17 protein-coding genes are annotated in these 25,843 nt (G+C 43.9%); 14 read left to right on the forward strand and 3 right to left on the reverse strand.

The features are described 5' to 3' along the window. Nucleotides 1–25 precede the first annotated feature (25 nt). The 5 genes from sufB to sufU all read left to right on the forward strand — a co-directional run bounded on the left by sufB (nt 26) and on the right by sufU (nt 5,925). Nucleotides 26–1,585: a Fe-S cluster assembly protein SufB gene (sufB, locus tag HXT51_RS05750; RefSeq protein WP_415691784.1), complete on the forward strand. Its 1,560-nt coding sequence runs from the start codon at nt 26–28 to the stop codon at nt 1,583–1,585. A gap of 53 nt (nt 1,586–1,638) precedes the next feature. Then, entirely contained in the window at nt 1,639–2,940 is a 1,302-nt protein-coding gene (gene sufD, locus HXT51_RS05755) for a Fe-S cluster assembly protein SufD (protein ID WP_421776834.1), read from the forward strand. A 32-nt stretch (nt 2,941–2,972) separates the two neighbouring features. Continuing rightward, nucleotides 2,973–3,749, forward strand: coding sequence for a Fe-S cluster assembly ATPase SufC (gene sufC, locus HXT51_RS05760; RefSeq protein WP_421776396.1), 777 nt, complete (start codon nt 2,973–2,975; stop codon nt 3,747–3,749). A gap of 125 nt (nt 3,750–3,874) precedes the next feature. After that, complete coding sequence (locus HXT51_RS05765) at nt 3,875–5,206, forward strand: SufS family cysteine desulfurase (protein WP_421776835.1); 1,332 nt, start codon at nt 3,875–3,877, stop codon at nt 5,204–5,206. Nucleotides 5,207–5,247: 41 nt separating this feature from the next. Continuing rightward, nucleotides 5,248–5,925: a Fe-S cluster assembly sulfur transfer protein SufU gene (gene sufU, locus HXT51_RS05770; RefSeq protein WP_421776397.1), complete on the forward strand. Its 678-nt coding sequence runs from the start codon at nt 5,248–5,250 to the stop codon at nt 5,923–5,925. A 38-nt stretch (nt 5,926–5,963) separates the two neighbouring features. Here the strand turns inward: sufU and HXT51_RS05775 are convergent, their stop codons facing one another. The 3 genes from HXT51_RS05775 to HXT51_RS05785 all read right to left on the reverse strand — a co-directional run bounded on the left by HXT51_RS05775 (nt 5,964) and on the right by HXT51_RS05785 (nt 8,446). Then, entirely contained in the window at nt 5,964–6,434 is a 471-nt protein-coding gene (locus HXT51_RS05775; protein WP_421776398.1) for a metal-sulfur cluster assembly factor, read from the reverse strand. Between the two features lie 390 nt (nt 6,435–6,824). After that, nucleotides 6,825–7,637, reverse strand: coding sequence for a DUF4191 domain-containing protein (locus HXT51_RS05780; protein ID WP_421776399.1), 813 nt, complete (start codon nt 7,635–7,637; stop codon nt 6,825–6,827). 173 nt (nt 7,638–7,810) lie between these two features. Continuing rightward, entirely contained in the window at nt 7,811–8,446 is a 636-nt protein-coding gene (locus HXT51_RS05785; RefSeq protein ID WP_103084690.1) for a DUF3043 domain-containing protein, read from the reverse strand. A gap of 138 nt (nt 8,447–8,584) precedes the next feature. On the opposite strand from HXT51_RS05785, the gene HXT51_RS05790 reads away from it, so the two are divergent. The 9 genes from HXT51_RS05790 (at nt 8,585) to HXT51_RS05830 (ending at nt 24,840) form a co-directional block, all read left to right on the forward strand. Then, a complete protein-coding gene (locus HXT51_RS05790) occupies nt 8,585–9,949 on the forward strand; it encodes a dipeptidase (protein ID WP_421776400.1) in 1,365 nt (454 codons plus the stop codon). A gap of 69 nt (nt 9,950–10,018) precedes the next feature. Continuing rightward, entirely contained in the window at nt 10,019–10,345 is a 327-nt protein-coding gene (locus tag HXT51_RS05795; protein ID WP_421776401.1) for an ACT domain-containing protein, read from the forward strand. Nucleotides 10,346–10,374: 29 nt separating this feature from the next. Continuing rightward, nucleotides 10,375–11,739 carry a PFL family protein gene (locus tag HXT51_RS05800; RefSeq protein ID WP_421776402.1) on the forward strand — a complete coding sequence of 455 codons (1,365 nt, stop codon included), beginning with the start codon at nt 10,375–10,377 and terminating at the stop codon, nt 11,737–11,739. Between the two features lie 162 nt (nt 11,740–11,901). After that, nucleotides 11,902–12,549 (forward strand): tRNA (cytidine(34)-2'-O)-methyltransferase, encoded by a 648-nt coding sequence (locus HXT51_RS05805; protein WP_421776836.1) that lies wholly within the window; start codon nt 11,902–11,904, stop codon nt 12,547–12,549. A gap of 142 nt (nt 12,550–12,691) precedes the next feature. Continuing rightward, nucleotides 12,692–13,507: a peptide ABC transporter permease gene (locus tag HXT51_RS05810; RefSeq protein ID WP_421776403.1), complete on the forward strand. Its 816-nt coding sequence runs from the start codon at nt 12,692–12,694 to the stop codon at nt 13,505–13,507. Between the two features lie 299 nt (nt 13,508–13,806). After that, complete coding sequence (gene rpoB / locus HXT51_RS05815) at nt 13,807–17,442, forward strand: DNA-directed RNA polymerase subunit beta (protein WP_415691792.1); 3,636 nt, start codon at nt 13,807–13,809, stop codon at nt 17,440–17,442. Between the two features lie 63 nt (nt 17,443–17,505). Beyond that, nucleotides 17,506–21,522 (forward strand): DNA-directed RNA polymerase subunit beta', encoded by a 4,017-nt coding sequence (locus HXT51_RS05820; RefSeq protein WP_415691793.1) that lies wholly within the window; start codon nt 17,506–17,508, stop codon nt 21,520–21,522. Nucleotides 21,523–22,009: 487 nt separating this feature from the next. Continuing rightward, nucleotides 22,010–23,212 carry a hypothetical protein gene (locus HXT51_RS05825; RefSeq protein ID WP_421776404.1) on the forward strand — a complete coding sequence of 401 codons (1,203 nt, stop codon included), beginning with the start codon at nt 22,010–22,012 and terminating at the stop codon, nt 23,210–23,212. A 719-nt stretch (nt 23,213–23,931) separates the two neighbouring features. Continuing rightward, on the forward strand, nt 23,932–24,840 hold the full coding sequence (locus HXT51_RS05830; RefSeq protein WP_421776405.1) for an Abi family protein: 909 nt from the start codon (nt 23,932–23,934) through the stop codon (nt 24,838–24,840). Nucleotides 24,841–25,843 lie beyond the last annotated feature (1,003 nt).

The following is a 25,843-nucleotide window of genomic DNA, read 5'->3' on the forward strand; positions in this document are numbered from 1 at the left end:
TATACATGGAGGTGTCAAAGGCGTTATGAGCGATACTAGCAATATTAGTGATGCTGGTGTTACTGGCGATACAAGCGTTACAGCAAGTGATGCTAATAATTCAGCAAAAAATAAAGCTGCAGACGTTGAAATGAGCCAGTATGTGGCAGATCGCGCTCGCGTAAATGAGGATAAAATCCGTCAAGACGAGCAGATTGTTGCTGAATTTGGTGAGTACAATTACGGATGGCACGATTCGGATGCGGCAGGCGAGGCTGCAAAGAAGGGTATTGACGAGTCGGTTGTTCGCGCAATTTCCGCCGATAAAAATGAGCCTGAGTGGATGCTAAATCTTCGTTTGCAAGGCTATCGCGCGTTCTTGCAAAAGCCAATGCCTGATTGGGGTGTGGACTTAAGCGGTTTTGACGCGGATGATTTTAAATACTACGTGCGTCCAGTTCACGATCAAGCGAAAACTTGGGATGATTTGCCAGAAGATATTCGCAAAACTTACGATCGCTTAGGCATTCCTGAAGCTGAGAAAAAGCGCTTAGTTTCAGGCGTTGCAGCACAGTACGAGTCGGAAGTTATTTACAATTCGATTCGTGAAGACTTGGCAGCTCAAGGCGTGATTTTTGTTGATACGGATACAGCAGTGCAAAAGTATCCGGAGCTTGTAAAAAAGTATTTCGCAACCGTGATTCCTGTTGACGACAACAAGTTTGCGGCTCTTAACACAGCGGCTTGGAGTGGTGGTTCTTTCGTGTACGTGCCAAAAGGCGTGCACGTGGATATTCCTCTTCAGGCTTACTTTAGGATTAATACGCCGAACATGGGTCAGTTTGAGCGCACGTTGATTATTGCAGACGAAGGCTCTTACGTGCATTACGTTGAAGGTTGCACAGCTCCGATTTATTCCACGGATTCGCTCCACGCTGCAAACGTTGAAATCGTTGTGGAAAAGCATGCGCGCGTGCGATACACAACCGTGCAAAACTGGTCGAATAACGTGTATAACTTGGTAACTCAGCGAGCTTATGTGCGCGAAGGCGGCACAATGGAGTGGGTTGACGGAAACATTGGCTCCAAAGCTACTATGAAGTATCCTGCTTGCATTCTCGCCGAACCGTACGCAAAAGCTGAGACTATGTCTTTAAGCTTTGCTGGCCGCGGACAGTATCAAGATACTGGTGCGAAGATGATTCACTTGGCTCCGCATACGAGTTCCACGATTGTTGCTAAGTCGATTTCTCGCGGCGGTGGACGCTCTGCTTACCGCGGTCTTGTGAAGATTATTAAAGGCGCTAAAGGTTCGAGCTCGTCTGTTGTGTGCGATGCTTTGCTTGTTGATGATTTTTCGAGGTCGGATACTTATCCGCATGTTGACGTGCGTGAAGATGACGTTTCGATGGCTCACGAGGCCACTGTTTCCAAGGTTTCTGAGGATCAGCTTTTCTATTTGATGAGTCGCGGACTCGAAGAAAAAGAGGCTATGGGCATGATTGTGCGCGGCTTCGTGGAGCCGATTAGCCGTGAGTTGCCAATGGAGTACGCGCTTGAGCTTAATCGCTTAGTTGAGTTGCAAATGGAAGGATCCGTGGGCTGATGAGCGATATAGCAAGTAGTGAAAATATGGAAGATACTGGGTTTAAAAATACTATGTCTGAAAATATTACTGATTCTGAAAACTCTTCTGCGAGCAAGGAAATTAATATTCCTGTAGCAGATCCTAATGATCCGTATGCGGTTCCTGCCGCAATGCCTTCTAGTGCAGATAAATCCGTGCGCTCGTTCAACGTGGAAGATTTTGCTATTCCGACGCGTAAGCAGGAAGATTGGCGATACACTCCAGTTGAGCGAATTTCCGAATTTTTTGAGCGTTTCGAGCCGTCTAATAGCCTTCAAATAACTCTTGAAGGCGTTGGTGGAGCTGCGTTGGATGATTCTTACGTTGGCAGCGATGGTTCTGTAAGTTTGCAAGTAAAGCCGCAAATTGAAGCTCCTCATACCGATATGAAGCCGTCTGATCGCGTTGCTGCAGTCTCGTGGAATGTAGCGAAATCTGCATACGTGCTTCACGTATCTGGCGAAATCAAAAAGCCAATCGTGCTGAAGATTCAGGGCGATAATGTTAATACGCTTGACGTGCAATCGCTTGACGCATTGCACTTAGTAATCGAAGCGGATTCTCGCTCGAATGCGGATATTATCGTAGAACACACGGGAGTTGCAAAACTTGCTGAAGGTGTGGAAATCATCCTCGGAAAGCACGCGCACGTTTCTACTACCTTTATTCAAGAGTGGGATTCTGGCAGCAAACACGTTGGAAATCAGCGTATTCACGTGGGTGAGGGGGCTTCGCTTCGCCACACGATGGTCACTCTTGGCGGAGATGTTGTTCGAATTCGCATGGATCAGGATTTTGGCGGCGAGCAGGGTGATTTGAACATGCTTGGCATGTATTTTGTGGATCCAGGCGAGCATGTTGAGCACCGCACGATGGTTGTGCACAATTATCCGGAATGCAAGTCGCGAGTAGTGTACAAGGGCGCTTTGGAAGGAAAGGGTGCGCATTCAACTTGGGTTGGAAACGCGCTTATTAAGCCGGAAGCTCCTGGCACAGATTCGTACGAGTTGAACCGTAATTTGGTGCTCACTCCTGGCGCAATCGCCGATTCTGAGCCGAATTTGGAAATTGAAAACGGAAATATTATTGGTGCCGGTCACGCAAGTTCAGTCGGTAGATTTGACGACGAAGAGCTTTTCTACTTGCAATCGCGCGGAATTAGTGAGATTGAGGCAAGGAAGCTTGTTGTGCGCGGATTCTTTAATGAGCTTATTGAAGAAATTGGCGTTCCGGAAATTGTTGATCACTTAATGAAGGCTATTGAGCGCCGTCTTGCAAGAACGGAAGAGCCAGCGAAAAACAAGCCTGCACAAGACTCACCTGTACAAGACTGACTTGCAAGAACATAAAAATAGGAGATATAAACATGTCAACTTTGGAAATTAAGGATTTGTACGCTTCTGTAGAAACAAAAGAAGGTCGCAAGCAAATCTTAAAAGGCGTAAATCTTACAATTAATTCTGGCGAAACTCACGCAATTATGGGTCCTAACGGATCTGGAAAGTCTACTCTTGCCTACACTTTGGCAGGGCACCCAAAGTATGAAGTTGATTCTGGCCAGGTGCTTTTAGACGGCGAAGATATTTTGAAAATGACTCCTGACGAGCGCGCAAAAGCTGGATTATTCCTCGCAATGCAGTACCCAGTAGAGGTGCCGGGCGTATCTATGACGAACTTCCTTCGCACTGCAAAAACTGAAGTCGAAGGAAAAGCTCCATCCTTAAGAAGCTGGGTTAAAGAACTTAGCGAGGCTATGAAAAAGCTTCGAATGGATCCAAAATTTGCGTCGCGTTCTGTAAACGAGGGCTTCTCCGGCGGCGAAAAGAAGCGCGCTGAAGTTTTGCAATTAGAGCTTTTGAAGCCAAAGTTTGCGATTTTGGACGAAACTGATTCCGGACTAGACGTTGACGCTCTTCGAATCGTGTCGGAAGGCGTGAATCGCGCCAAAGAAAACACCGGTTTGGGTATTATGATGGTCACGCATTACACGCGAATCCTCAAGTATATTAAGCCGGATATCGTGCACGTTTTTGCTCAAGGTCACTTTGTAAAGACTGCAGGACCGGAGCTTGCGGATGAGCTGGAAGAAGAAGGCTACGACAAGTATTTGCCGGAAGGCGCAACCGAGTCTGCGCTGGCTTAATAGCGGTTTATTAGTTGGATAGTTTTAAGTTACTGCTTAATCTATCTGTATATTCGTAAGAATAGCGTAAGAATAGCGTAAGAATAGCGTAAAAATAGCGGTTTAATATGACTACAGAAAATATTATGCGAGAATTTAGCGATTTGCGCTCGCAGTTTCCGATTTTAAGTCGCACAGTTCATGGCACTTCGCTTCACGATACTGTGCACGGAAAACCCTTGATTTACTTGGATTCTGCAGCGACTTCGCAAAAGCCGCAGGTTGTAATTGACGCCGAAAAAGAGTTTTACGAAACAATTAACGCTGGTGTGCACAGGGGAGCGCACGAGTTGGCGGCCCTTTCGACGGTTGCGTTTGAACAAGCGCGTGCAAAAGTTGCGCGTCTTGTTGGAGCGTGTGCAGATGCTGGCAGTGAGGAAATTGTTGTTACTCCGGGAGCTACAGGAGCACTTAATCTTCTAGCAACTGCTATTGGTAACGCTAGTGCGAAGGCAAGGATTTGCAAAAAAGACAGCGATGATTCTGCTGATTTCCGCAAAAATTTCGCGCTTCGAGAAGGCGATGTAATAGTCGTATCTCGCGCAGATCACCATTCTGTTTTGCTACCATTCCAAGAGTTGTCCCTTCGCACGGGAGCGGAGCTTCGTTGGATTGACGTAACAGAAGACGGCCGCGTGCGTACGGATGCAGATTATTTGCGAACAATTATTGACGAGCGTACGAAAATCGTTGCAGTTACGCATATTAGCAATGTTACTGGCGCTATTACGGATGTTCCGTCGATTTGCAAGCGCGCTCACGAAGTTGGTGCGATTTTTGTGCTTGACGCATGCCAGTCAGTGCCGCATATTCCAGTTGATCTTCACGCGTTAAACGTTGATTTTGCAGCCTTTAGTGCGCATAAAATGTACGGTCCTACAGGAGTTGGATTCTTGTATGGTCGCCGCGAGCTTTTGAACGCGCTTCCGCCTGCCAATTTTGGCGGTTCAATGGTAGAGCTTGCATGGCTTAACAAGCCGGCGCAATACATGGATGCTCCTTACCGTTTTGAGGCTGGAACTCAGCCTGTTGCGCAAATGGTTGCTGCCGGAGTTGCAGCGGATTGGCTGCGCGCTTTGGACATGAACCGAGTTGCAGAGCATGAGCAGGAAATTGCTGCAGAATTGCTAAAATTGCAAGATGTTCCGGGCGTGCGCATTTTGGGGCCGACTGATTTGAGCCAGCGAATTGGCACAGTTGCTTTTGAAGTTGAAGGTGTGCATCCGCACGACGTTGGACAGTTTTTGGACGCGCAGGGCATTGCGATTCGCGTCGGACATCATTGTGCTCAGCCGATTCACCGTCATTTTGGCGTGTATGCTTCGAATCGTGCTTCTGTTGGCGTTTACAATACAGTTGATGAGGCTCGCGCGCTTGTTGAAGCCGTCTCGCACGTTCGCGCCTACTTTGGCGCATAATATTGTTAGCGAGCAAGTTAGCTAGTAGGTAAGGAGTGCGTATGTTTGATATGGGTTTTGGTACAGATGCAGGTTTTGGTGTAGGTGCTGGCGATATGGCTGGTGACGGCTTAGAAAGCATGTACCAAGAAGTAATTTTGGATGCTGCGCGAAATCCGCATGGCAAAACTCATTTCGAAAGTACGGACGCGCTCGCACAAGCGGAATTGCAGGAAGAATCTCAAGAATCTGCAAAAAATACAGAATCTACAGAAAATACAGAATCTGCCGAAATCACCTTAAATAATGCTCACGAAAGTTGCGCTGTTGCATCTGGCGAAAACTCTGCTTTAGGTCAATCGCACCAATTCAATCCAACTTGCGGCGACGAAGTCACAATGCGCGTGGAGCTTTCGCGTGGCGAAAATAATGACGAAACCCCAATAGTATCAAGTATTAAGTGGGATGGTCACGGCTGCTCGATTTCTCAAGCAAGCCTTTCAATGATGGTTGATCTAGTCGAAGGAAAGTCGGTTGACGAAGCCTTGCGATTAGACGCGCTTTTCCACAAACTTATGGAATCTCGCGGCGCAGGTTTTGAAAACGAAGAAGACGAAGATGCTCTTGAAGATGCAATGGTTTTGCAAGGCGTATCGCGCTACCCAATGCGAATTAAGTGCGCGCTTTTGGCTTGGGAAGGCTTAAAAGACAGCATTGCCAAAGCTTCACAAAACTTATAACTACTGTCACAAAACATACGATTCACAAAATCGCAAAATTAGGCAGTCGGCGGAATACCTTCTGAGAATTCTTCAGAATCAGAAAACATCGCGCTGCTGGCGCCGTATTTGCTTCCTAATGCAAAATTAGCTTGCAAAGTAGAAAGATTGTATCCTAATGCCTCAAGCTGCGCTCTACCATCTTCGTTGATGTTTTCAACGGACCATCTAGGTTTCCAAGTCCAGTCAATTCTGAACTCGTCTACCAATCCAACAAGCGCATTAGCGCATTCATCTTCAATCAAATCAGTTAGCGGGCAAGCAGGTGTTGTGAGAGTCATTGTAATAATCGCGCGTCCAAGCTCGTCAATCTCAATGCCATAAACCAAGCCTAAATCAACCACGTCGATTCCAAGTTCAGGATCCACAACATCGTGTAAAGCATCTAAAATATCATCTTCCGTAACTCTACCAATGTCATTAGTGCTCAAAGATGATAGATTCTCAGATGCCGATTGATTTTCTGCCATAATATTCCTTGCTTTGCTTGTACCGAAATTTAATTTTACAAGTTGCTAAGAATTTACTGATTTATGTTTTGCCACTAATTAGGCAGAGATTTGAGATTTTTCGCCCAGAGCGAAATGAACCTCAGCACGAAGTGGTGATTCATTGAGCGAAGAAGAAAAATCGAAAAATCTCGGTGATTAACCGAAGATTAAAAGACTAAACATGCCAAGAGCTGTCGAAGTTTCTCTTAGAGCAATGTAAAAATCTTGCGATGAGAGAAACTCCGACAACTCAGCACCATTAAATAGGAAAATCCTGCAAAAATAGGTACAAGCAAAGCAAGCACAAAAGCTACACGAGTAAGAGTGTGCGAATAACAGCTAGTACCGAAATTCAGGGTTTAGGAGAATTTACTTGCCTCGCATAGCACGGCGGCTTATATGCTGCTTTTTAGTAGGATCGATGCCCTTAGGTATCCCAAATCCAAGTTTTCCTTGTAAAGTGCTCAATCGCTTGTTTACGTTTGCAAGCTCCAGCTTGGTCATAAAGAATCTGCGGCGCGGATGAATTTTTGCGATTAAAGCAAATTTATGATTGGTTGGCTGATAAGACTTCGCGTTAAGTACTTTACCTCGCAATTCCTTCAGCTTAACTGTTTTTTCTCCATTGCCAACGACAAACTTGTATACAGGTATGCATGATCCAACAGTGATATGCTTTATGCTTTGCTCTTGACGATTCATAGCAGTCATGACTCGCTCATAATTGCCTTCGCCGATTAAGAATATGCCGTTATGACCTGTTCCGCGCCAAATCGCATCCTTTGTTCTAGGGTCAACCCAAATAGGTTCTTTAGGGAATGTGAATCCGCCTTTATTAATAGAAGATAGAATGCCGATTGCAGCGCCAGGCTTGCCTTCAAGACGAGCGTATCCAACTTTATCTGCGCGCTTGGTAAGCACAATAGTGAAAAGTAAGAATCCGAGCATCACAGCTGTAATCGCGGTCATAACTAAAGTCACAACCTGCCAGTGCAAAGCGAATCCAATTGCCAAGCATAAGACAATAGGCGCTATGAAAGCTATTGCAAGCAATAACGGCAACAACTTATCGTATTCATGCGTATATTTATAAATTCTGTAAATCTGCGAGAAAATATTGTTGCGTAGGCTTTTATTAGCCTTATTATTCTTATTCGTTCTATCAGAATTATTTTGTGACATATGTTAAATCCCCGTTATTCGCGTAGCCTTTGCTCAGCCTGTAATTGTAATACTCTGTAATACTCTGTAATACTTGGTAATACTCTGTAATTCAATAATACTCAGTAATGCTCTATAATAATCAACTTCTAATACTAAATTAACTAAATTAAAGCGGCAGAAGTTTTAAATAATTACTTAGGCCAATTACCGTGCTTCTTATAACGCGGCTTTGGTAGCCTCCATCTGCGGAATTGAATTGCGCGACTCCAAGCATAAGTTGAAGATCTGGAAGAGCGGCTTACAGATTCAGGTCCAAATTTACGAATCAGCTCTTTGCGTAATTTTCTCCACATAATAAACAAGTCGATTACAACAACTAGCAAGAATACGTAAAGAATTACAATCAAAACAAACGACAAAGCTCTCAAATTAAATTGGCTAAGAGCCATGACGACAATCATAAGTACTAATGAAACAGGAATAAAATATTCCCCAAGATTTAACCTTGCATCTACGTAATCGCGAATATAAACACGCCACGGAAGCTGCTCATACTTCGGCATATGTGCTAAATCTCCAGAGCGCATTGCTTCATATTCAGCGTTTTCCTTGTCGCGCATACGCTTGCGAGCTTCCTTAGCACTTGCGTTACGATCTGTAGGTACAATAGGGCGCAAATTTTTAGCTTGTGCTTTATTTCTTTTAGGAGTAGGAGCGTTTTTCTGTCTACTATTTTTCTCTTTTTCAGTCAACGTAGACGAATGTTCTTGTGCGTCATTATCACTTTTTGCTTCAGCTGATTTTTTAGCAAATGGATTCCATGTCATGTTTGCAGATTACATAACAGACTAGACGCTTAAAACAATAATATGAGGTTAATCAGCGTTTATTTCGAAGGCTGTTAATAGTCTGATAGTAGTAATTTGCTTTTTGCTTTTGCTGATTCATAGTTTTTGGGAGGATTTATGGCTGGTTTAGCAGTTGAAGATATGCGCTCGCGAGTGCAGAATGCTTGGAACGACGTTGTTTGCGTTTTAAATAAGAAAATTTCTTTAGGCGCTGTTTCTGCTAAGGGAATTACTGGGGATCATATGCGTGCTTCGGCTGAGTATGTGGCTGAAGTTTTGCGCGAGGTTGGTGTTAATGCTCTCGTTGAGCAGTCTCAGAATCCGGATGGTACTCCTGGAGCTTTTGAAGTAGTTGGATCTCGTATTGTTGATCCTAGTGCTCCGACTGTTTTGCTTTACGCTCATCACGATGTTCAGCCTGTTCCGGATGCAAGCGAATGGAATACTGATCCTTTCAAAGGAACTGAGGTAGATGGTCGCTTGTATGGTCGCGGTAGCGCTGATGATGGCGGCGGAATCGCAATTCACTATGGTGCTTTGCGCGCTTTGGGTGAAGATTTGGGCGTAAATATTAAGGTATTTATTGAGGGTGAAGAGGAAATGGGCTCTCCAAGTTTCATTCCATTCATCGAAGCTCATAAAGATGAGTTTGAATCAGACGTTATTATTGTTGCCGACTCTGGAAATTGGTCTGCGGATGTTCCAAGTCTTACTACTAGCTTGCGCGGAAACACTACTGTAGACGTTAAAGTGAAGGTTCTTGGTCATCAGGTTCATTCTGGACAGTTTGGCGGACCAATTTTAGATGCTTATACTATTGCTTCAATGCTTGTTGCTTCTCTTTATAACAAGGATGGCGATTTGGTTGTTCCTGGAATTAAATCTCAGGAACCTGTTGGCGGTTTGCAACGCGATTTGGATGAGTCTCAAGTTCGCGCGGATTCTTCAGTAGTGGATTCTTATAAGCTTGCTGGCACTGGTTCTCTTGCCGCTCGTATGTGGACTAAGCCTAGCTTGACTGTTATTGGTATGGATGCTCATCCTGTTGAAGAAAGCTTTAACGTGATTGCTCACGAAACGCGTTTGTGTCTTTCGCTTCGTACGGCTCCAAGCCAGCGTCCGGAAGAAGCGCAAAAAGCTTTGAGTGACTTTTTGGTTGCAAACGCACCATTTGGGGCTGAGGTTACTGTTGAGCCGTTGGATAACGGTATGGGATGGGCTATGGATCCGAATGCCGTGGCAACTAAGGACGCTTTAGCTTCTATGAAGGATGCTTTTGGTGTGGATCCTATTAATAAGGGCGAAGGTGGATCTATCCCATTTATTCCAGAATTGCAACGTATTTTCCCTAAAGCTCAGGTTTTGGTGACTGGTCCAGAAGATCCTCAGTCTAATGCGCATAGTCCTAACGAGTCGATTTCGCTTTCTGGTTTGAAATCGAATATCGTAACCGAGGCTTTGCTTTTGGATCGTTTGTCTTAAGTTTTGTCTTAGGTTTTGTTTTAAGTTTTGTCTTAATCAAGTATGCAATCTTAAAAGAGAGGAATTGCTGTGAATCTCAAAGCAGATACTCCTGTTAGTGAAAACTTTGCCGAAAATGTTAGTGAAAACAAGGCTGTTATAACTGTCGTTGGTAAGGATGCGGTTGGAATTATCGCAGGCGTTACTACTCATTTGGCTTCGCGACACGTAAATGTTCTCACTATATCTCAAACAATCGTTGATGGCTTTTTCAATATGATGATGATTGTTGATATTGCAGATATGAATGTTGAGTTCGATGATCTTGTGTCTAGTTTGCAATCTCTTGGTGAAGAAATTGGTGTGCGGATTCATTGCCAGCGCACTGAGATTTTTACCAGCATGCATCGAGTATGAAAATATTTAGATACTAAAGGGGGATTGCTATGTTAAATATGATGGAAGTTCGCGAAACGAACACCATGATTGAGCAGGAAAAATTAGATGTTCGAACTATAACTATGGGCATTAATCTGCTTGATTGCGCTTCTTCTGACGTTTCTGAAGTTTGTAATAATGTATATAGAAAAATTACTACTTTAGCTAAAGATCTTGTTTCTACAGGTAAAGCTATAGAACGCGATTATGGCATACCGATTGTTAATAAAAGAATTACAGTAACGCCTATATCTTTAGTCGGATCTTCATCGTGCAAAACTCCTGAAGATTTTGTAAAAATTGCGCATGTTTTAGACAAAGCAGCTAAAGAGGTTGGAGTTGACTTAATAGGCGGATATTCCGCACTTCCTGCAAAGTCGATGACTTCAGCAGAGCGCATGCTTATTGAATCTTTGCCTCAAGCTCTTAGTGAGACAGACATCGTTTGCTCTTCAGCCAATGTTGGTTCTACTCGCACAGGCATTGATATGGATTGTGTTAATTTGCTTGGACGTGTGATTCGCGATATTGCAATGGCTACAAAAGACAATGATTCTTACGGATGCGTTAAATTCGTAGCTTTTTGTAATGCTCCTGACGATAATCCGTTTATGGCTGGTGGATTCCACGGTGTTACTGAAGGCGATGCTGTTATTAACGTTGGTGTTTCAGGCCCTGGAGTAGTTTCTAGAGCTTTGGATGATGCTCGCGGCAAAGACTTTGCGTTTTTGTGTGAAACAATTAAGCGCACTGCTTTTAAAATTACTCGTGTAGGCCAGCTTGTTGCACAAGAAGCATCTCGAAGACTTGGTATTCCATTTGGAATTATTGATTTGTCGCTTGCTCCAACGCCTGCTGTTGGTGATTCTGTTGGTGAAGTTCTTGAAAAAATTGGCTTAGCTCAGGTTGGCGCTCCTGGCACTACTGCTGCTCTTGCTATGCTTAACGACCAAGTTAAGAAGGGCGGAATTATGGCAAGCAGTTATGTTGGAGGTCTTTCTGGCGCGTTTATACCAGTTTCAGAAGATGCGAATATGATTGCTGCAGCAAAATCAGGATGCTTAACAATTGAAAAACTTGAAGCAATGACATGCGTTTGCTCGGTTGGTCTTGATATGATTGCGATTCCTGGAGATACTACTGCTTCTACTATTTCTGGAATGATTGCAGACGAATCTGCTATTGGCATGATTAATCAGAAAACTACTGCAGTTCGTATTATCCCGGTGATTGGTAAAACTGTTGGGGAAATGGCGAATTTTGGCGGATTGATGGGCTACGCTCCTATTATGCCTGTGAATAACGCTTCTTGCGAGGATTTCGTTACTCGCGGAGGGCGTATTCCTGCCCCTGTGCATAGTTTTAAGAATTAAAGTTTTAGTTTTAGGTTAGTTTATAGGTTAGTTTATAGGTGACAACAAGAGGTAATAATGACGCGTGAAGAGTGTGCGGATCAGCATATTAACGCTGATAATGCGTACAATGCTGATAACGCTGATAGCGCAGAAAACGCAGGTAACGCAGAAAATAGTGATATGCGCAAATCTTCTACGAATGAAAAACCAGTACAGCGCGTGCAACAAATGTACGAATATGGTTACCGCAAATCGAATTATGGTCCAGATGAGCTTGTAACTGATGCGCATGGTAATCCTATTAGCGTTGTTGACGCTATGCTTAGCGCGGATGATGCTGCTAAAAAGCAGACGCACACTCCTCATTTATGCTTCTATTCTCCAAGGATTCCAGGAAACACTGGTTCTGCTATTCGATTGTGTGCTGTGACTGGCACTATTTTGCATTTGGTTGAGCCGTTGGGTTTCAATTTGCATGATACGAAATTGCGTCGCGCCGGATTAGATTACCATGATATGGCTCATGTTGTAATACATCCTGATTTCAATAATCTTGTTGAATCTATGCCAAATTCTCGCATTATTGCGTTTACTGCTAATGCCACGAAACTTTATACGGATATTGAGTATAAGCCAACTGATATTTTGCTTTTTGGACCTGAGCCAGGGGATATTCCTGATCCTATGGATATTATGGCTGGCCCTCATGTTGCTGAACAGGTGCGTCTGCCTATGCGACCGGCATTGCGTAGTTTGAATTTGGCTAATTGCGCGTCAATAGCTGTTTACGAAGCGTGGAGACAGCTTAATTTTGTTGGCGGCAATTAAAATTTGCTCAAATAAGTAGCTTAGTTTAAGTATTTTATTTCATTTCAATCAATGCATTACAATAGAAGATATGGGCATACAATTACCACAACTAATGCGCAAGATTTCAAAGCGCAGTAATCCTCGCACTAAAAAGCGAACGATGACTAGCGCTAAGAAACAGTCTGCTTACGCTAAGAAGCAGTCTATGTATATGCGCCGTAGGATCTTTGTTGGTGTTGTTGCTGTTCTTATTTTAGCTTTGGCGATTTTTTGCGTTGTAAGTATTTCTAAGGGTTTTTCTGCTATAAGTGGTGAAATTTTTAAAACGCATAATGTTGATATTGCTCGTAAAGCCGTACCGGATCCTCGTCCTGCAAGTCTTACTCGTCCTTGTACTAGTAAGGATTTGCGTTTGGAGCTTTCTGCAAAATCTCAAAATGTGCCGATGGGCGGAAGTGTTGATTTTAAAGCTAATTTGATTTTTGTTGGCACTGGCTCATGTTTAGTTAATGCAGCTCCAGATCATCTGATTCTGGCGATCAGTGATTCTTCGGGTTCGAATGCAAATAGCGCAAATGGCAAAAATAGCGCAAAGAAAAAGGATTCTAAGTCTAAAGATAGTAAGTCCAAGGATAATAAATCCAAAGATAATTCTGCCAAAGATAATTCTGCTAAAGATAATTCTGCCAATAGCGGCAAGAATAAGTCTGAGAAAGATGCGAAAGATACGAAGGATTCTAATTCAACTGATATATGGCGTTCGGATGTTTGCCCTGTGATAGATAAGCCTTTACTTATGGCTCAAGGCGATCATTTTGATAAAAAATTTACTTGGGATACGGATGCGACTCGTGGCGTCGGCTGTGTTGATAAAGATAATATGCCGAAAGTTAATCGCGGGCCTTATGTTGTTAGGATTTTCCAGAAAGATATACCAGGCTTACAAAGTGATTCGATAGTTGTGAATGTTAATTAGTCGAATCGATTTAGATTAAGGTAACTGGGATTAAATAAGTTAATTTAAATCCGCAACACGCCGCGAAAAATGGCGAAAAATAGTCGCAATGTGCTTGTAAAATAGACAGTCTGTATACGGTGTGTCATATAGCGGGCATACTGAATAAGCCAAAGAAGTCGCCCGCATTTGCGCATTATTTTAACGTGTTTTAGCACATTATTTTAACGTGTTTTGCGTTGGTGTTTCTTAGGTTTTTCAGAGTTCACGCATGCGTTTACGCGCATGTATAGGTAATAGCGAGCGATAAGGAACGTCCATTGGCTGCTGAACAAGCTACGACGAGCACCACTAAAGTCATCGCACGTGCTGACGAACACGACATCAAGTTGCACAAAGCGTCAGATCGTGTGAATTTTGGCTCCATTTGTGAGCCTATCGATGTGCCATACCTTCTCGGTGTACAAACCGACAGCTTTGATTGGTTGATCGGTTCAGACCGCTGGAAGAAGCGCGTTGAAGAAGATGAAGCAAACGGTACTCACACAGTGCCTCATATTTCTGGTTTAGATGAAGTATTCCAGGAAATTTCCCCTATTGAGAACTTTGCTCAAACAATGAGCCTCACGTTCTCAGACCCATATTTTGAAGAGCCACGCCATACGGTGTTGGAATGCAAGGAAAAGGATTACACATATTCTGCACCACTTTATGTGAATGCTGAATTTGAAAACGGCGAGACTGGCGAAATTAAGAGCCAGACTGTTTTCATGGGTGATTTCCCATTGCAAACTCCACACGGTACTTTCATTATTGGAGGTACAGAGCGTGTAATCGTTTCACAGTTAGTGCGTTCTCCAGGCGTGTATTTTGATTGCACTCAGGATCGCACTTCTGATAAAGATGTTTACGGTGCCAAAATTATTCCAAGCCGTGGAGCATGGTTGGAATTTGAAATCGATAAGCGCGACTTCTTAGGTGTACGAGTAGATCGTAAGCGTAAGCAGTCTGCAATCGTATTCTTAATGGCAATCGGTATGACTAAGCCAGAGATTGCTGAAGCTTTTAAGGGATATCCTTTGGTGCTTGATGCACTTGATAAGGAAGTTATTGAAACTCAGGATGAAGCATTAACGGATTTGTATCGTAAGATTCGTCCGGCAGATACGGCAACTCCAGAAGCTGGCCATACTTTGCTCGATTCCTTCTACTTCAATACTAAGCGTTACGATTTGGCTCGAGTTGGCCGTTACAAGATTAATCGTAAGCTTGGTTTGGAAGCTGATTACAACGATCGCAGTTTGAATCGCGAAGATATTATTGCGACTATTAAGTACTTGGTTACTTTGCACGCTAATGCTACTGCTAAGAATACTGCTTTGAAGGCCACTAATCCGGCTGATAAAGCTGCAGCTTTGGCACAGAGCGAGCAGACATTCCCAGGTAAGCGCGATGGCAAAGATGTGCAATTGCGCGTAGAAGTTGACGATATTGATCACTTCGGTAATCGTCGTATTCGCCAGGTTGGTGAATTGGTGCAAAACCAGCTTCGTACTGGTTTAAGCCGTATGGAGCGCGTTGTTCGCGAGCGTATGACCACTCAGGATGCTGAAGCTATTACTCCACAGTCCTTGATTAACATTCGCCCAGTTAACGCTACTATTAAGGAGTTCTTCGGAACTTCTAAGTTAAGCCAGTTCATGGATCAAAATAACCCATTGGCAGGCGTTACTAATAAGCGTCGTCTTTCTGCACTCGGTCCTGGTGGTCTTTCTCCAGATCGTGCTTCCATGGAAGTTCGAGACGTGCACCCATCCCACTTCGGACGTATGTGCCCAATCGAATCCCCAGAAGGTCCAAACATCGGTCTTATTGGTTCTTTGGCAACCTTCGGACGAATCAACCCATTCGGTTTCATCGAAACTCCATACCGTAAGGTAGTGAATGGTCATGTAACGAACGAAGTTGAATACATGACTGCAGATCGTGAAGCCGAGCATGTTATTGCACAGGCAAACCAGGAACTCGACGAAAACGGCAACTTTGTTGGTACTCAAGCACTTGCTCGTATCGATGAAGAAGAGGCAGTCGATGTGCCAGTCGGAAGCGTCGACTACATGGATGTTTCCCCACGCCAGATGGTTTCCTTGGGTGCTTCTTTGATCCCATTCTTGGAGCATGATGAAGGCCACCGTGCTTTGATGGGTACTAACATGCAGCGTCAGGCTGTGCCTCTTATTAAGTCAGAGCGACCACTTGTTGGTACCGGTTCTGAATGGCGTGCAGCAGTCGATTCTGGCGATGTAATCTTAGCTGAAAAGCCAGGTGTTGTAACTTACGTTTCCGCAGATATTATTCGCGTTATGAACGATGATGGCACTCAGTCCAGTTACAAGCTTTCTAAGTTCCAGCGTTCTAACCAGACTACTTGCTACAACCAAGTCCCACTTATTAAAGATGGCGAACGTGTTGAAGCTGGTACTGTTTTGGCAGATGGCCCTGCAACAGATAAGGGCGAACTTGCTTTGGGTAAGAATTTGCTTGTTGCATTCATGCCATGGAATGGTTACAACTACGAGGATGCTGTTATTATTTCTCAGCGCTTAGTACAGGACGATACGCTTTCTTCAATCCACATTGAAGAATATGAAATCGACGCTCGTGAAACTAAGCTCGGTTCTGAAGAGATTACTCGTGATTTGCCAAACGTTGGCGAAGATGCTATTGCAAACCTCGACGAGCGCGGTATTATCCGCATCGGCGCTGAGGTTGAAGCAGGCGATATTTTGGTCGGTAAGGTAACTCCTAAGGGTGAAACTGAGCTTACACCAGAAGAGCGTTTGCTCCGCGCAATCTTCGGCGAAAAGAGCCGCGAAGTTCGTGATACTTCTTTGCGTGTGCCACACGGCGAAACCGGTACTGTTATTGCAGTTAAGGAAATCACTCGTGAAGACGCTGAAGACGATGGCGATGAGCTTCCAAATGGCGTGAATCAAATGATTCGCGTTTACATTGCTCAGCATCGTAAGATTACGCAAGGCGATAAGCTTTCCGGTCGACACGGCAACAAGGGTGTTATTTCCCGCATTTTGCCAGAAGAAGATATGCCATTCTTAGCTGATGGTACTCCAGTTGACATCATGCTTAACCCATTGGGTGTGCCTTCTCGAATGAACTTGGGCCAGGTGCTCGAGCTTCACTTGGGTTGGATTGCTCACGCTGGTTGGGATATTAACTTGGATCCAGATTTGGAAGCTGCTTGGAAGAAGTACGTTCCACAGGGTGCTGAACACGGCGATCCTGGAACTCCAGTTGCAACCCCAGTATTCGATGGCGTGCGTCCAGAAACTTTGAAGGGCTTGTTAAGCACAACTTTGAAGGATGCTGATGGTAATAAGCTTGTTGGCTCTGATGGTAAAGCAGTGCTTTATGACGGCCGTACTGGTGAGCCTTTCACTAAGCCAATTTCCGTTGGTTACATGTACATCTTGAAGCTGCATCACTTGGTTGATGATAAGATTCACGCCCGTTCCACTGGTCCGTACTCAATGATTACCCAGCAGCCGTTGGGTGGTAAGGCTCAGTTCGGTGGCCAGCGCTTCGGCGAAATGGAAGTTTGGGCTCTTGAGGCTTATGGTGCTTCGTACACATTGCACGAAATGATGACTACTAAGTCTGATGATGTTTCGGGTCGTGTGCGCGTATACGGCGCAATCGTGAAGGGTCAGAATTTGCCGCCTGCCGGTATTCCTGAATCCTTCAAGGTGCTTCTTAAGGAAATGCAGTCGCTCTCCTTGAATGTTGAGGTGTTAAACGCTGATGGCGTTGCAATTGACATGAAGGATGAAGAAGACGATCCTGTTTCGTCCTCAGATGATTTGGGCTTTAACATTGGCGCACGACCAGATTCGTCTGCCAAGGAAGATCAAATCATTTCTGAGCCGGAATATCAGTGATCGGCTATAGCCGCACTTATGTGATAGTAAAACGTAAAAAATTTCACAGACAGGACAATAAGAGTGCTGGACGTCAACACATTTGACAAATTGAGGATTGGACTGGCTACCGCTGACGACATTCGCGGATGGAGCCACGGTGAAGTAAAGAAGCCAGAAACCATTAATTACCGTACCTTGAAGCCGGAAAAAGACGGTCTGTTCGGTGAACAGATTTTCGGTCCGACTAGGGATTGGGAATGCGCATGCGGTAAGTATAAGCGCGTTCGTTTTAAGGGCATTGTGTGCGAGCGATGCGGCGTTGAGGTTACTCGTAGCCGCGTTCGTCGTGAGCGCATGGGTCATATCGAGCTTGCAGCTCCGGTTACACACATTTGGTTCTTCAAAGGTGTTCCTAGCCGTTTAGGTTACTTGCTTGGCATTGCTCCAAAGAACTTGGAAAAGGTTATCTATTTTGCAGCCTATATGGTTACAAGTGTAGATGTTGAGCAGCGTCAGCAGGATATGCCTGATTTGCAGGACGAGTTCGATACAGAAATCGCAAACCTTGAAAAGCGTCGTGATAACGAAATAGAATCTCGCGCTAAAAAGGTTGAAGAAGATTTGCGTGAGCTTGAAGAATCAGGCGAAGCTAAAAGTGCTTCAAAGGCTAAGCTTCGTTCTAGTGCAGAGCGCGAAATGTCTTCAATCCGCCAGCGTTACGACGAACAAATTAAGCGTTTGGATGCAGTCTTCAGCCGCTTTAAGGAAATTCGCCCAGGCGATATGGAAGGCGATGTAGACCTATGGCGTGAAATGGAAGATCGTTATGGCGATTACTTCCAGGGATGCATGGGCGCTGAAGCTATTAAGAAGCGTTTGCAAGATTTCGATTTGAAGGCTGCTGCTGCAGAACTTCGTGAAGAAATCGACACTGGCTCTGGTCAGCGTAAGGCTCGCGCTTTGAAGCGATTGAAGGTTGTGAACGCGTTCTTAACCACTGGTAATAAGCCAGAAGCTATGGTTTTGGATGTTATTCCAGTTATTCCACCAGATTTGCGACCAATGGTTCAGCTTGATGGTGGCCGTTTTGCAACTTCTGATTTGAACGATTTGTATCGTCGCGTTATTAATCGAAACAATCGTTTGAAGCGACTTATTGAGCTTGGCGCTCCTGAGATCATGCTTAATAACGAAAAGCGTATGCTTCAGGAAGCTGTTGATTCGCTCTTCGATAATGGTCGTCGCGGTCGCCCTGTAACTGGCGCGTCAAACCGTCCATTAAAGTCGCTTTCAGATATGCTTAAAGGTAAGCAAGGTCGATTCCGTCAGAACTTGCTTGGTAAGCGTGTAGATTATTCTGGTCGTTCCGTAATCGTCGTCGGCCCAAGCTTGCGCATGCATCAATGCGGTTTGCCTAAGCCAATGGCTTTGGAATTGTTCAAGCCATTCGTTATTAAGCGTTTGGTAGATCAAGGATTTGCCCAGAATATGAAGAGCGCTAAGCGCTTGGTAGATCGCGGCGATTCTGAAGTTTGGAGTGTTTTGGAAGAAGTTATTTCCGAGCATCCAGTTCTTCTTAACCGCGCTCCTACACTTCACCGCTTGGGTATTCAGGCATTTGAGCCAATTTTGGTTGAAGGTAAAGCAATCCACTTGCCACCACTTGCTTGCGCAGCATTCAACGCTGACTTCGATGGTGACCAGATGGCAGTCCACTTACCTCTTTCTGCTGAAGCTCAAGCTGAAGCTCGTACTTTGATGATGGCATCTGACAATATTTTGAAGCCAGCAGACGGTCACACTGTGACTATGCCATCTCAGGATATGATTTTGGGTCTTTACTACTTGTCTACCGTAATTGACGGTGCCAAGGGTCAAGGTCGCATATTCTCTTCGCTCGCTGAAGCTCAAATGGCTCTCGACAAGCATGAGATTGATATGCAAGCCAAGGTTTTGATTCGTATGCCTAAGGATTTCGTGCTTCCTGAAAATTGGGAGCCAGGAGATTTGAAGGTTGTGGATCCTGAACCAGGTAGCTCAGAAGTCGTTCACGAAGAGCGATTCTCCGATGGAACTGTTTTGTTCGCAACGTCTTATGGACGTGTGTTGTTCAACGAAACTTTGCCAGTGGATTATCCATTCGTAAACATGCAAGTACCTAAGGGCGTGCTTTCTAAGATCGTTGACGATATTGCTACGCGTTACCCAACGGCGCAAGTTGCAGCCACATTGGATGCTTTGAAGGATCTTGGCTTCACTCGCGCTCCATGGTCTGGCGTAACTATGGCATTCTCTGATATTGTTCTTCCTCCAAATCGTGAAGAGATTGCGCAATATTATGAGGATCAGGCCGCAAAGATTAACATGCGCTACGAGACCATTGGTGATTTAACCGATGAGGAACGTCGTCAAGAGTTGATCAACTTGTGGACTGAGTGCACTGATAAGGTTGCAGAAGCCATGCGTGAGAACTTCCATGATGATAACAATGTGAACATCATGGTTCAGTCAGGCGCACGTGGTAACTGGATGCAGATTCGTCAGATTGCTGGTATGCGTGGTTTGGTGGCTAACCCTAAGGGTGAGATTATTCCTCGTCCTGTGAAGTCGAATTACCGCGATGGCCTTTCCGTCTTGGAGTACTTCATTTCTCAGCACGGTGCTCGTAAGGGCTTGGCAGATACCGCACTTCGTACAGCAGAATCTGGTTACTTGACTCGTAAGCTTGTTGATGTTTCTCAGGAAGTTATCGTTCGTGAAGAAGATTGCGGTACTAAGCGTGGTCTTGACATGAAGATTGCTGATCGTGATGCTGACGGCAACTTAACTCTTGTAAAAGCCGCTGATGGTGGTCCATACTCTCGTTTGCTTGCTGCAGACGTGATTGACCCTTCAGATGGAACAACAGTGTTGGCAAAGCGTGGAGATGCACTCTCTATGTCTGTGCTTCGCGATTTGGTTGCTCACGGTGTTGAAGAAGTTAAGGCTCGTTCCGTGCTCACTTGCGAATCCAAGCGTGGCGTTTGTGCAAAGTGCTATGGCTGGTCTTTGGCTACAAGCTCTTTGGTTGACGTTGGTGAAGCTGTTGGTATTGTTGCAGCACAGTCCATTGGTGAACCTGGTACGCAGTTAACACTTCGTTCCTTCCACTCCGGTGGTGTTGCTTCTGCTTCTGATATTACGCAGGGTCTTCCTCGTGTTACGGAGCTTTTCGAAGCTCGTACTCCTAAGGGCGAGGCTCCAATCGCTGAGTTCTCTGGAACTGTTGAAATTCAGGATAGTCCAACTCAGGGTCGCATTGTTAAGTTGATTCCAGATGATACGACCGTGGAACCAATCGAGTATCCAGTAACTCGCCGCGCTCCAATGCTTGTGAAGGATCATGAGCATGTTGAAGTTGGTACGCAGTTTATTGAGGGTTCTGTGGATCCTAAGAAGATTCTTCGAATTCTCGGTACTCGTGCAGCCCAGGTCAACATTGTTGAAGAAGTGCACAATGTGTATCGTTCGCAGGGTGTAGATATTCACGATAAGCATATTGAGGTTATTGTTCACCAAATGCTTCGTCGTATTACTGTGATTGACTCTGGAGATACCGATTTGCTTCCAGGCGAGCTTATTGATCAGACTAAGTTCCGTGAGATTAATCTCGAGACTGTGAAGAATGGTGGCAAGCCTGCTGCTGGTCGACCAGAACTCATGGGTATTACTAAGGCTTCCTTGGCTACTGATTCGTGGCTTTCCGCCGCATCGTTCCAGGAAACTACTCGCGTTCTTACTGAAGCTGCTTTGAGCCAGAAGGAAGATGATCTTAAGGGCTTGAAGGAGAATGTGATTATCGGTAAGCTCATCCCAGCTGGTACTGGTTTGGCTCGTTACCGCAATTCTCACGTAGATGCAACTCCGGAAGCACGTGAGCGCATGTATCCAAACTTTGGTTTGGGGAACGTTGACAATACTCCGTCTAACTTCGGTGCAACCGATATGGGTGAAGTTGACTTCTCGAACATCGATTTTGGCGACATGGCTATTGGCGATGAGTTTAATCCAGATGATTACCTTGACGATCAAGGTGGTCAGAGCGATTACAACGATTAGGATTAACTAGAGTCAAATCTTTGAAACGGCTCAACTAGCAGATTGCGTTATTTTAGCGCGTTCTGTTGGTTGGGTCGTTTTTTTGTTTATCTACGCAAATGGGCTATCGGCGTGTCGTGCGAGAGTGGCGATATTGCAACGGTTTTAAGTGTTCTTGGGGGAGCGCGGAAGAGTTTCCTGAGAGTTTCCTGGGAAAATTCTTGAAAATTCTTGAAAATTCATTTTTTAATATAAAAACAAGTTTTATACTGTATTTTTTACGGTTTAGGGTTTGTTTATCGTGTTTTATTAAAATATTTTATTTAAATTGTGTATAAGCATGGGTTGATTGGCTCTTGACTTTTTCAAACGGGGGGGGGTATCTTAAAAGCAACATTAGCTTGTGTATAACTTGCTGATGCACTGCTTTGAACTTTAGTAAAAGTTTTGCAGTGATTTAATTTTCACGGTGCTAAATGGTGCTGTGGAGAAGAAGAAAGGAATTATTATGTTAAATAAGAAGGCTATCGCCGCTCTTGCTGCCGGCGCCACCCTCGTTTCTGGTTTGGCTTTCGCCACACCATCCTTCGCTGCTTGCCCAGCTAATCCACCACTCATGAGTGTTGCTAAGGCTGCTACTAAGGCTGCTCACAAAGCTTATAGTGATGCTAAAGCTGTTTTGGAAGCTATGACTGTTCCAGCAGAGCCTACTGATCCAACTGATCCTGCCGTAAAAGCTTTTTATGAGAAGCTCGGCGAAGTTTATGTTCTTAAGGCTGACGCACAGGGAACTGGAAAAAATTATGAGGCTGCTAAGGCTTTTGTAGATGGTATGGCTGCTCATAAGAAGGCTTTAGATGCTAAGAATGCTCAGCAGACCAAGGTGAACGAGCTTAAGGATAAGTATGTCGAGGCTCAGGATGCAGAGGATTGCGCAACTCCAGATCCAACTAAGGATGAGCTTAATCGTGCTGAGATTAAGAAGGTTTACGACGCTAAGCAGGACTTGGATAATAAGGAAGATATCCTTAATAAGAAGCAGAAGGCTTTCGATGGTGCTTTCAAGGCTTTGAATGCTGCTACTGCTGAGTTTAAGGCTCGTAAAGCTGCTGTTGATGCTGCTAAAGCTGCTATCGATAAGTTCGATGCTTCTGGCGTGAATGATTCTGCTGCTCGCGATCGTTTAGTTGATGTTTACAATCGCGCTGTCGCTCATCTCGTTCGCGTTTCTGCAGCCCTTGGAGATGCTCAGAATGCTTACGATGATGCTTTGAAGGATGTTAAGAAGGCTGTTGATGAGTATAATAAGGCTTTAGAGTATTACAAGGCTGTTTACAATGAGGCTATTGCTATGGGTATTAACCCAGCTTTGTTGCCAGCTGTTGTGACTGCTGATCCTTTGGCTCCAAACTTCCCAACCGTTCCAGGTGCTCGCGATCTTTATTCTAAGTCTTTGAGCGGCGAGTTTGGTAAGGATGTTCAGGCTGCTGCTAAGAAGACTCAGAAGGCTGCTCCTAAGAAGGGTGAAGCTAAGAAGGAAGCCGGTAAGAATGGTGCTGCTGCTCCAGCTGGTGCAAAGCTTGATACCAAGGCTGCCGCTGCTGCTTCTGCTGCTCCTTTGAGCAAGACTGGTGTTACCGTGATGTTCACTGCTTTGGCTGCTTCCATGCTCGCTGGCATTGGTGCTGCTGTTCGCAAGTTCCGTCACTAAATTTAATTTAACAAAAACAAGCGTTTAAACGTTAAAGCGTTTAAGGTTTAGGCTTTAAAGTTTAGGCTTTAAAGTTTAGGCTGTTGAGTGCTTGTTTTGATTGGGCTTAGGCTTCGTCCTAGGTTGTGTTTCTTAGTTTGTGAGTTTAAGCCCAGTTTTTAGATTTGCACTTAACGATTGATGTGGTGTTTTATAGGGAAGCATCATGTTGGTTTTACCGGATTTCTTCTGGCTTGTTTGGTTTTAGCATTGTTTTGCTGTTTTTCTTTTCTTCACAGTGTTAAGACTAGGGTTGTGAGTTTTCTGGTTTGTTAAGTGTGTTGGCTTTCGAGTGGATGATACTAGGGTCGTTCACTCGGAAGCCTTTTTTATTTACTATCTGCTGTGCGAGTAGTTTGACTGTTTCGTACTGATGCTGCACAGTGTTCTTGTTGGAAACTTAAAGCGTAATGCGCATCGCGTGGCTTTTCCTGTAGTGTTTTGTAGAATTGTTTTATGTGCGCTGATGCATGTAATTGTTAGAAGTTATATGGCTTGTGTGTGACTTAATTGTGTGTTTTGTAGTGTTGTTTGTGGCTTATTGGGGTTGTGCTAAGCGCATGAAGTAAATCAAAGTAAATTGTTACCCAAAGAGGATAGAGTCAGCGAATGCTATCTGCATAGTATTCGCAAAAATAAAGTATCTTTATCTATAATTTGGAAAAGGAAAAGATGTAGTAATGGATAATAAATGCGATTCGGGTACAGAGGAAGTATGTGTAATTAATGAATTACCTGTAAAACTTTCGTTGCCAGATCAGATAGAACATCTTAAGAAACAAGGTATAACTTTTAATAAACAATCTGAAGATTCTGCAATTTCCTATCTTTCGACTTTCTCATACTATTTTGAAACTTGTTCATATAAAAAATTGTTTAGCAAGAGAGTTGGTGGATCTGGGGATGGTCAGTATATTGACTTGGATTTTGATCAATTATGTAAAATAGAGCAGCTTAATAGGATATTTCAAAGACTTTTACTTCTAATAACTCTATCTATAGAGCATGAGTCAAAAGTTAAGTTAATGAAAATGTTTACTGAAAATTCTAAAGAAGATGGGTATTCCATTGTTAAAGATTACATGTCTAGTCTTAATGACGATGACCGCAAAAGACTAATTGCTGAATTAGAACGACTTAAAGATGGAAAATATAGCAGAGAATCAGCATCAAAGTATACAGGTGAAATGCCAATTTGGGTATTTGTTGAAAGTATTACATTCGGAACATTGTTAAGATTTTATCGTTTTTGCGCAAAACAATGGAAGAACAGAGAGATGCAGAAGGAACATCACCTATTGTGTAGGGTAAAATCTGTTCGTAATGCTTGTGCTCATTCTAATTCAATATTGGATGGAATTACTGAAAAAAGTTCTAATGATGTTATTGTTCTTGAAGAAGTTATTAAAGAGATTGAAGCTGTAGGCTTTAAGAAGCGTGCTAGGCAATCAAATATGTGTAATGCGAAGATGAAAGAAATAGTGATAACTGCATATATGCATAAGAAATTTCTATCTAGGAATTATCAGTGTGATGAATGCTTTAATGATCAAAAAGTATTATTCAAGACCTTGCTGAGGATTTTATAAAAAAGGCATCTGAGTACACAAAAGAGTATTATAAAATGACTAAATTTAACTCAGTGCTTACTTTTATTTGTACTATTATTGACAGTTGGGTATGTTAAAGATATAATTGAAAGTGCTTGAAAACCTTAAGGTTTTGAGGGGCGGAAGTGCGAAAGCGCATCTGCCCCGGTTTTTTTTATGTCGCTTGTCACTTGTTCAGGGTTATTTCGGGTTATTTCCCAAAAAGTGGGTTATTCCACAAAATGTGTGTACAGAATCTGCGTGTCGTTAGCGTATTTCGCTCATCTTTCACGTAATCATCTATGAATTTGTCAATAGGACACCGTTTGCCAAGTACTGTTAGGATTCGATAATAGCTGCTATTACTACATTTCTTTCTCACTATTTATATCTACTAACTAGGCCGTTACCGCATACACCACAAACGGGATCATTGCAAGACTTGTTCTTCATACATGCTTTTTAAGCATGTACTACACCTGACACGCCTCAAATATGAACAACAACAAGAAATTCTGTACACACTTTTTGGGAATTAACCCGATTTTGCAGCGAAAGAGATCTTTAGTATCACTTTCCATCGCGCATGCAGTAACAGCTCACTCATCGAAGAAACTTAAAGAGCGCAATCCCATTAATTAGGCAGAGATTTGAGATTTTTCGCAGCGAAAGAGGCGAGCCTCAGCGTCGCTAGATGGTGACTCGCTGAGAGAGCAAGAAAAATTGAAAAATCTCGGTGATTAACCGAAGATTAAAAGACTAAACATGACAAGAGCTGTCGGAGTTTCTCTTAGAGCAATGTAAAAATTTTGCGATGAGAGAAACTCCGAGAGCTTAGCAACATTGGTTAGGAAATTTATTGGCGTCGTAAAAAGAGTAAACATTTTACTAACTAGCGAGCGTTGGTAAGTGTTAGTAGGTCTTAATGGATTCTATTCAAGTATTTGGCGTGTTTTCATTCCGACGTTTGGCGGACTTGTTTACCGACACGTCACTTAAGTAC

Source organism: Gardnerella sp. KA00255, from assembly GCF_049244095.1.
Classification (GTDB): domain Bacteria; phylum Actinomycetota; class Actinomycetes; order Actinomycetales; family Bifidobacteriaceae; genus Bifidobacterium; species Bifidobacterium vaginale_F.